This window comes from Corallococcus aberystwythensis (assembly GCF_003612165.1).
Classification (GTDB): Bacteria; Myxococcota; Myxococcia; order Myxococcales; family Myxococcaceae; genus Corallococcus; species Corallococcus aberystwythensis.
In genome coordinates, this window is record NZ_RAWK01000037.1 from 36,938 (window position 1) to 46,092 (window position 9,155).

Annotated in this window: 3 protein-coding genes; all 3 read left to right on the forward strand. The window is 65.5% G+C overall.

All coding sequences use genetic code 11. From position 1 onward, the window contains the following. Positions 1–4,227, forward strand: coding sequence for a DNA-directed RNA polymerase subunit beta (gene rpoB / locus D7W81_RS08395; protein ID WP_120554808.1), 4,227 nt, complete (start codon positions 1–3; stop codon positions 4,225–4,227). 132 nt (positions 4,228–4,359) lie between these two features. Next, positions 4,360–8,571 carry a DNA-directed RNA polymerase subunit beta' gene (gene rpoC / locus D7W81_RS08400; RefSeq protein ID WP_120554809.1) on the forward strand — a complete coding sequence of 1,404 codons (4,212 nt, stop codon included), beginning with the start codon at positions 4,360–4,362 and terminating at the stop codon, positions 8,569–8,571. Positions 8,572–8,748: 177 nt separating this feature from the next. After that, the coding region (locus tag D7W81_RS08405; protein ID WP_120554810.1) for a hypothetical protein at positions 8,749–9,155 on the forward strand (407 nt) is incomplete at its 3' end.

Consider the following 9,155-nt stretch of genomic DNA (forward strand, 5'->3'; position numbering starts at 1 on the left):
ATGCCGACGCAGATCCAGAACAATTTCCGCGTGCGGAAGACCTTCGCGAAAATCGCGAAGATCATCGACATTCCCAATCTCATCAACATCCAGAAGCAATCCTACGAGAAGTTCCTCCAGGCCGACATCGCCCCGGAGAAGCGTGAGGACCTTGGCCTTCAGGGTGTCTTCAAGTCCGTCTTCCCGATCCGGGACTTCAACGAGACCTCCTCGCTGGAGTTTGTGAGCTATCACCTGGAGAAGCCGAAGTACGACGTCGATGAGTGCCACCAGCGCGGAATGACCTACTCTGCGCCCATCAAGGTCGTCGTCCGCCTGGTCGTCTGGGACAAGGACGAGGAGACCGGCGCCCAGTCCATTCGCGACGTGAAGGAGCAGGAAGTCTACTTCGGCGAAATCCCGCTGATGACCCAGAACGGTACGTTCATCATCAACGGCACCGAGCGCGTCGTGGTGAGCCAGCTGCACCGCAGCCCGGGTGCGTTCTTCGACCACGACAAGGGCAAGAGCCACTCGTCGGGCAAGCTGCTCTACAACGCCCGCATCATCCCGTACCGCGGCTCGTGGATCGACTTCGAGTTCGACCACAAGGACCTGCTGTACGTGCGCATCGACCGGCGCCGCAAGCTGCCGGCCACCGTGCTCATCCGCGCCCTGGGCGCCGTCGGTGACACGGCGAAGAAGAACCCGCTCGACTTCAAGGGTTCTACCGAGGAGATCCTCAACTACTACTACGCCACCGAGACCATCTACCTGCAGAGCGCCGCGGACTTCGAGAAGTCCGTCGAGCTGGAGCTCCTGCCGGGTCAGCGCGCCACGCGCGACATCAAGACCAAGTCCGGTGAGCTGATCGTCAAGAAGAACCGCAAGTTCACGCGCGCCGCCATCAAGAAGCTCGAAGCGGCGAAGATGACCAAGCTGCCCATCGACGCGGACGAGCTCTTCACCAAGGTGTCCGCCTACGACGTGGTGGACGAGAACACCGGTGAGGTCATCCTCGAGTGCAACGAGGAGGTGTCCCAGGAGAAGGTGGACGAACTCCTCAAGCGCGACATCAAGGAGTTCAAGGTCCTCTTCATCGACAACCTCAACGTGGGTCCGTACCTGCGTGAGACGTTGATGCTGGACAAGATCGAGTCGCCCGAGCAGGCCATCATGGAGATCTACCGGCGCCTGCGCCCGGGTGATCCCCCGACGCCGGAGACGGCGACGAACCTGTTCAGCAACCTGTTCTTCAACCCGGAGCGCTACGACCTGTCCAAGGTTGGCCGCCTCAAGCTGAACTTCAAGTTCAGCCTCGAGGAACCCCTCGACGGTCAGATCCTGACCAAGCGCGACATCCTGGAGGTCATCCGCTACCTGATCGACCTGAAGAACGGCAAGGGGACGATCGACGACATCGACCACCTGGGCAACCGCCGCGTCCGCGCGGTGGGCGAGCTGCTGGAGAACCAGTACCGCATCGGTCTCGTCCGCATGGAGCGCGCCATCAAGGAGCGCATGAGCCTCCAGGAGATCGAGACGCTCATGCCGCACGACCTGATCAACGCCAAGCCGGTGACGGCGGTGATCAAGGAGTTCTTCGGGTCCAGCCAGCTGTCGCAGTTCATGGACCAGACGAACCCGCTCTCGGAAGTCACGCACAAGCGCCGTCTGTCCGCGCTCGGGCCTGGCGGTCTGACGCGTGAGCGCGCGGGCTTCGAAGTCCGCGACGTGCACCCGACGCACTACGGCCGCATCTGCCCCATCGAGACGCCGGAAGGCCCGAACATCGGCCTCATCGCGTCGCTGTCGACCTACGCGCGCGTCAACGAGTTCGGCTTCGTGGAGACGCCGTACCGCAAGGTGGATGCCGGCAGCGTGACGGGGGACGTGGCCTTCTACTCGGCGCTCGAGGAGGAGAAGCACACCATCGCCCAGGCGAACGCGGAGACGGACAAGAAGGGCAAGTTCGTCAACGCGCTGGTGCAGAGCCGCCGCAGCGGCGAGTTCGTCCAGGTCAAGGCCGAGGACGTGGACTTGATGGACGTGTCCCCGAACCAGCTGGTGTCGGTGGCCGCCTCCCTCATCCCGTTCCTGGAGAACGACGACGCGAACCGCGCGCTCATGGGCTCCAACATGCAGCGTCAGGCCGTGCCGCTCCTGCGCACGGCGGCGCCGCTCGTGGGCACGGGCATCGAGGCCATCGTCGCCCGCGACTCGGGCGTCACCTGCGTGGCGCGCCGTGACGGCATCGTGGAGTCGGTGGACGCCAGCCGCATCGTGGTGAAGGCGGACTCCAACGCGGCCCTGAGCGACGTGTCGAGCGAAGTCGACATCTACAACCTGCTCAAGTACCAGCGCTCCAACCAGAACACGTGCCTCAACCAGAAGCCCATCATCCGCAAGGGTGACCGGGTGAAGAAGGGCGACGTGATCGCGGACGGTCCGGCCACCGAGACCGGTGAGCTGGCGCTGGGACAGAACATCGTCGTCGCGTTCATGCCGTGGCAGGGCTACAACTTCGAAGACTCCATCCTGCTCAGCGAGCGCATCCTCAAGGAGGACGTCTTCACGTCCATCCACATCGAGGAGTTCGAGTGCATCGCGCGCGACACCAAGCTGGGCAAGGAGGAGATCACCCGCGACATCCCGAACGTGGGTGAGGAAGCCCTCAAGGACCTGGACGAGAGCGGCATCATCCGCATCGGCGCCGAGGTGAAGCCCGGCGACGTGCTGGTGGGCAAGATCACTCCGAAGGGCGAGACCCAGCTCTCCCCCGAAGAGAAGCTGCTGCGCGCCATCTTCGGTGAGAAGGCCGGCGACGTGCGCGACAGCTCCCTGCGCGTGCCCCCGGGCGTCGTGGGCACCGTCATCAACGCCAAGGTGTTCAGCCGCAAGGGCGTGGAGAAGGACGAGCGCGCCAAGCAGATCGAGTCCATGGAGGAGGCGAAGCTCCTCAAGGACCAGAATGACGAGATCAAGGTCCTCCAGGACTCCGCGTACAGCCGCCTCCGCGGGCTGGTCCGCGGCAAGGAGGTCCAGGGCAAGCTCGTGGACGACAAGGGGAAGATCCTCCTGAAGAAGGGGGACATCCTCAACGACGAGCTGCTGGCCACGGTGCCGTACAAGTACTGGGGCGAAATCTCCGTTGGCGATCCGCTGGACGCGCGCCTGCGCGACATCCTGCGCAGCCTGGAGGACACGAAGGAGGCCGTGAAGCTGGCCTTCGGCGAGAAGATCGCCCGCATCAAGAAGGGCGACGAGCTCCCCCCGGGCGTCATCAAGATGGTGAAGGTCTACGTCGCCATCAAGCGCAAGCTGGCGGTGGGCGACAAGATGGCCGGCCGCCACGGCAACAAGGGCGTCGTGTCCCGCGTCCTCCCCGAGGAGGACATGCCGTACCTGGAGGATGGCCGTCCGGTGGACATCGTCCTCAACCCGCTCGGCGTTCCCAGCCGCATGAACATCGGGCAGATCCTCGAGGTCCACTTGGGTTGGGCCGCGAAGGGCGTGGGCGAGCAGCTGCAGCGCTACCTCGACGAGAACTTCAGCGGCGAGCAGCTCAAGAAGCAGCTGAAGACCGTCTACGACGACAAGGCCTTCGGTGACTTCGTGGATGGCCTGTCCGACCAGGAGGTCCAGGACCTCTGCCGCCGCCTGAAGAAGGGCATCCACGTGGCGACGCCGGTGTTCGACGGCGCTCGCGAGACGGAGCTGCACGCCCTCTTCGACGAGGGCCGCCTGCCCCGCTCGGGCCAGATGGTGCTCTTCGACGGCCGCACTGGTGAGCCGTTCGACCAGAACGTCACCGTGGGCGTGATGTACATGCTCAAGCTGCACCACCTGGTGGACGAGAAGATCCACGCGCGCTCCATCGGGCCCTACTCGCTCGTCACGCAGCAGCCCCTGGGCGGCAAGGCCCAGTTCGGCGGCCAGCGTCTGGGCGAGATGGAAGTGTGGGCGATGGAGGCCTACGGCGCGGCGTACACGCTGCAGGAGTTCCTCACGGTCAAGTCGGACGACGTGGTGGGCCGCACGCGCATGTACGAGGCGATCGTCAAGGGCGACAACGTCCTGGAGTCCGGCCTGCCCGAGTCGTTCAACGTGCTCCTCAAGGAGCTCCAGTCGCTGGCCCTGGACGTGGAGCTGCTGGAGAGCGCGCCCCCGGAGCGGCAGCGCAGCTTCGGCGGTGACTTCCTGGGTGGCGGCGACGGCGAGGACCGGAAGTCCGGGACCGAGGCTTAGGCCTTTTCAAAGAAGCCGGTGCGCCCGCCTGACCGGCTGGCTGCTTCCTCGTGGAGGGAGCGGCTGGCCGGACCTGGGGCGGGGGCCCGAAACGTTTGGCGCCCTGAGCGCTCATAAGTTTTCGGAGGCAACGTGAAGGACATTTTCAACTTCTTCGAGAAGCCGAAGGACCCGCTGTCGTTCAACGCCATCCGCATCGCGCTGGCGTCGCCCGACAAGATCCGTCAGTGGTCGCACGGCGAGGTGAAGAAGCCGGAGACGATCAACTACCGCACCTTCAAGCCGGAGCGGGACGGGCTCTTCTGCGCCCGCATCTTCGGGCCGGTGAAGGACTACGAGTGCAACTGCGGCAAGTACAAGCGCATGAAGCACCGTGGCGTCGTGTGCGAGAAGTGCGGCGTGGAGGTCATCCAGTCCAAGGTGCGCCGTGAGCGCCTGGGCCACATCACGCTGGCCACGCCCGTGGCCCACATCTGGTTCCTCAAGTCGCTGCCCAGCCGCATCGGCAACCTGCTCGACATCACCCTCAAGGAGATGGAGAAGGTGCTGTACTGCGAGAGCTACATGGTCATCGACCCGAAGGCGACGCCGCTGCAGCGTGGCGAGCTCGTCTCCGAGGAGAAGATGCACCGGCTCTTCCAGGAGCACGGCGAGGACTCGTTCACCGCGGGCATGGGCGGCGAGGCCGTCCGCGAGATGCTCAAGTCCCTGGACGTGGAAAAGCTGTCCGAGGAACTGCGCAAGGACATGCGCGAGACCACCAGCGAGGCGAAGCGGAAGAAGTACGCCAAGCGCCTGAAGGTGGCCGAGGCGTTCCGCGTCTCCGGCAACAAGCCGGAGTGGATGATGCTGGACGTCATCCCCGTCATCCCGCCCGACCTGCGTCCGCTGGTGCCCCTGGACGGTGGCCGCTTCGCGACCTCCGACCTCAACGACCTGTACCGCCGCGTCATCAACCGCAACAACCGCCTCAAGCGGCTGCAGGAACTGAACGCGCCGGACATCATCATCCGCAACGAGAAGCGGATGCTCCAGGAGGCCGTCGACGCGCTGTTCGACAACGGCCGCCGCGGCAAGACCATCACCGGCCCGAACAAGCGGCCGCTGAAGTCGCTGTCCGACATGCTCAAGGGCAAGCAGGGCCGGTTCCGTCAGAACCTGCTCGGCAAGCGCGTGGACTACTCGGGCCGCTCCGTCATCGTCGTGGGTCCCGAGCTGCGCCTGCACCAGTGCGGCCTGCCGAAGATCATGGCGCTCGAGCTCTTCAAGCCGTTCATCTACAACAAGCTTGAAGAGAAGGGCTACGTCACCACCATCAAGTCCGCGAAGAAGATGGTGGAGAAGGAGCGTCCGGAGGTCTGGGACATCCTCGAGGACGTGATCCGCGAGCACCCGGTGCTCCTCAACCGCGCCCCCACGCTGCACCGCCTGGGCATGCAGGCCTTCGAGCCCGTCCTCATCGAGGGCAAGGCCATCCAGCTGCACCCGCTGGTGTGCGCCGCGTTCAACGCGGACTTCGACGGCGACCAGATGGCCGTGCACGTGCCGCTGTCCATCGAAGCCCAGATGGAAGCGCGCGTGCTGATGATGTCGACGAACAACATCCTCAGCCCCGCGAACGGCAAGCCCATCATCGTCCCGACGCAGGACATGGTGCTCGGCATCTACTACATGACGCGCGCCCGCGAGTTCGCCAACGGCGAAGGCCGCGTGTTCGCGTCGCCGGACGAGGTGCGTGCCGCGTACGACCACGGTGAGGTCCACCTGCAGGCCAAGGTGGTGTGCCGCATCGACGGCAAGCGCAAGGAGACCACGGTCGGCCGCGTGCTGCTGTGGGAAGTCGTTCCGCGCCGCGTGGGCTTCGACGCCATCAACAAGGTCCTGGACAAGAAGTCGCTCGGTAACCTCATCGACCTCTGCTACCGCCTCACGGGCGAGAAGGAGACGGTGCTGCTGGCCGACCGCATCCGCAGCGCGGGCTACTTCCACGCGACCCGCGCCGGTATCTCCATCGCGCTCAAGGACATGATCATCCCTGCGAAGAAGCAGGAGTTCCTGGACTACGCGCGCAAGGAAGTGGCGGAGATCGAGAACCAGTACCTGGAAGGCCTCATCACCGACGGTGAGCGCTACAACAAGGTCATCGATATCTGGGCGGAGATCACCGAGAAGGTCGCCCAGGAGATGATGCAGCAGATCTCCACCGACGAGGCCACGGGCTACCACGACGGGGTGCGCACGACGCGCAAGCAGCCGTCCTTCAACCCCATCTACATCATGGCCGACTCGGGCGCGCGCGGCAGCGCCCAGCAGATCCGTCAGCTGGCCGGTATGCGCGGCCTGATGGCCAAGCCCTCCGGTGAAATCATCGAGACGCCCATCACGGCCAACTTCCGTGAAGGCCTCTCCGTGCTCCAGTACTTCATCTCCACGCACGGCGCCCGTAAGGGTCTGGCGGACACGGCGCTCAAGACGGCCAACTCCGGTTACCTCACCCGCCGTCTCGTGGACGTGGCGCAGGACGCCATCATCAACGAGTACGACTGCGGCACCATGGACGGTCTGTTCATCGGCGCCCTGGTCGAAGGCGGAGAGATCATCGAGCCGCTGGGTGAGCGCATCCTGGGCCGCGTGGCCCTGGACGACATCCTCGACCCGGTGACGGGCGAGGTGCTGGTGCGCGCCAACGAGGAGATCGACGAGGAGCGCGTCCGCCGCATCGAGAACAGCGGCCTGGACAAGGTCAAGATCCGCTCGGTGCTCACCTGCCAGGCCAAGCGCGGCATCTGCGTGGAGTGCTACGGCCGTGACCTGGCGCGTGGCCGCAAGGTGTCCGTGGGCGAGGCCGTGGGCGTCATCGCGGCGCAGTCCATCGGTGAGCCGGGTACGCAGCTCACGATGCGCACCTTCCACATCGGTGGCGCGGCGACCCGTCGCGCGGAGCAGTCCAGCCTGGAGAACCGCTACGCGGGTTCCGTGAAGTTCGCGGGCCTGAACACGGTGCAGAAGGCGGACGGCACGCTGGTGGCCATGAACCGCAACGGCGAGATCGTCGTCGTCGACGAGTCGGGCCGCGAGCGCGAGCGCTACCAGATCATCTACGGCGCCCGCATCCTGGTGAAGGAAGGCCAGAAGCTGGAGCCGGGCGTGCTGGTGGCCGAGTGGGACCCGTTCGCGATTCCCCTGCTCACGGAAGTGGGCGGTGTCGTGCGCTACGAGGACATCATCGAAGGCGTGACGATGTCCGAGACGCTCGACGAGGTCACGGGCCTGTCGCGCAAGACGGTCATCGAGTCCAAGGACCCGGAGGCGCGTCCGCGCGTCACCATCCGCGACGCGGCCGGCAACGTGAAGGACCTGCCGTCCTCCAAGAACCAGGCGAGCTACTTCCTGCCCCAGGGCGCGATCATCACGGTCAACGACCAGGATGAGATCTCCGCGGGCGAGGTCATCGCCAAGGTGCCGCGTGAGACGACGAAGACCAAGGACATCACGGGCGGTCTGCCCCGCGTGGCCGAGCTCTTCGAGGCGCGCAAGCCCAAGGACGCGGCGGCGATCGCGGAGATCGACGGCGTGGTGTCCTTCGGCAAGGACACCAAGGGCAAGCGCAAGCTCATCATCACCCCCGAGGTGAGCGGCGAGCAGCGCGCGGACCTGGCCAAGGAGTACCTGATCTCCAAGGGCAAGAGCATCAACGTCCACTCCGGCGACCGCGTGAAGGCCGGCGAGGCGATGATGGACGGCGCGGCCAACCCGCACGACATCCTCAAGGTGCTGGGCGAGAAGGAACTCGCGCGCTACCTGGTGGACGAAGTGCAGGAGGTCTACCGACTGCAGGGCGTGAAGATCAACGACAAGCACATCGAGACGATCGTCCGGCAGATGCTGCGCCGGGTGCGCGTCACGGACGTGGGCGACACCAACTTCCTGGTCGACGAGCAGGTCGAGAAGTGGGTGTTCGAGGAGGAGAACGAGAAGGTCATGTCCGAAGGGAAGCGCCCGGCCGTGGGCGAGCCCCTGCTGCTCGGCATCACCAAGGCGTCGCTCTCCACCGAGTCGTTCATCTCCTCGGCGTCGTTCCAGGAGACCACGAAGGTGCTCACCGAGGCCGCCATCAACGGCAAGGTGGACTACCTGCGCGGCCTCAAGGAGAACGTCATCATGGGCCGGCTCATCCCCGCCGGCACGGGCCTGCCGAACTACAAGCACCTCGACATCGAGGTGGAGAGCCCCACGGACGAGGTCAACGAGATGGAGGCCGCCCTGGCCGCCACCCACGGCGACACCGGCCCGCTGGCCCCTCCGCCGTCGCGGCCGGACACCCGGTCCACCGACGTCGCCTAGTGATTCCCCGAAGCGTCCCTGACGCTTCGTGAGCCAGCCGCCGTCCTGGTGTCATGCCGGGGCGGCGGCTTTCTCGTTTTGCACAGTCCGCCCTCTGTCCGCTTGACAGCATGTCGCGGTGCGTTATCTTGACGCATCACGTTACGAGACCCGGTAGCAGCCGGGGGGGAGCACGACATGACGACGACGAGTGCGAAGGCAGCGGAGAAGCAGGGCGTGACGCAGAACGTGGAGGCCTACCTGAAGGGGCGGTTCTCCGAGGCGCAGAAGCGGTTCCAGGGCCTGGAAGGGGAGGCGAACAAGGCCTTCCGGACGCTGGAGACGCGGAGCCAGGTGGCGGCGAAGGAGGTCCAGGCCCTGTGGACGAAGGTGCATGCCGGTGAGCTGCGCGCGGACCCCCGCGTTCAGGAGCTGACCAAGAAGGTGGACGAGGCGGGCGTCGAGCTGCGCAAGCGGCTGGATGGGCTCCAGGCGAAGGTCGTGGAGGCGGTGGGAGTTGCCAGCCAGTCCCAGGTGCAGCAGATCACCCAGGAACTGGGCCGCCTGTCGAAGAAGCTGGATGTGCTCCTGAAGCCCACCCGGCG

Excerpts from the sequence above, each read along its gene's own strand:
- rpoB (WP_120554808.1), top strand. The coding sequence starts at position 1 with ATGCCGACGCAGATCCAGAACAATTTCCGCGTGCGGAAGACCTTCGCG.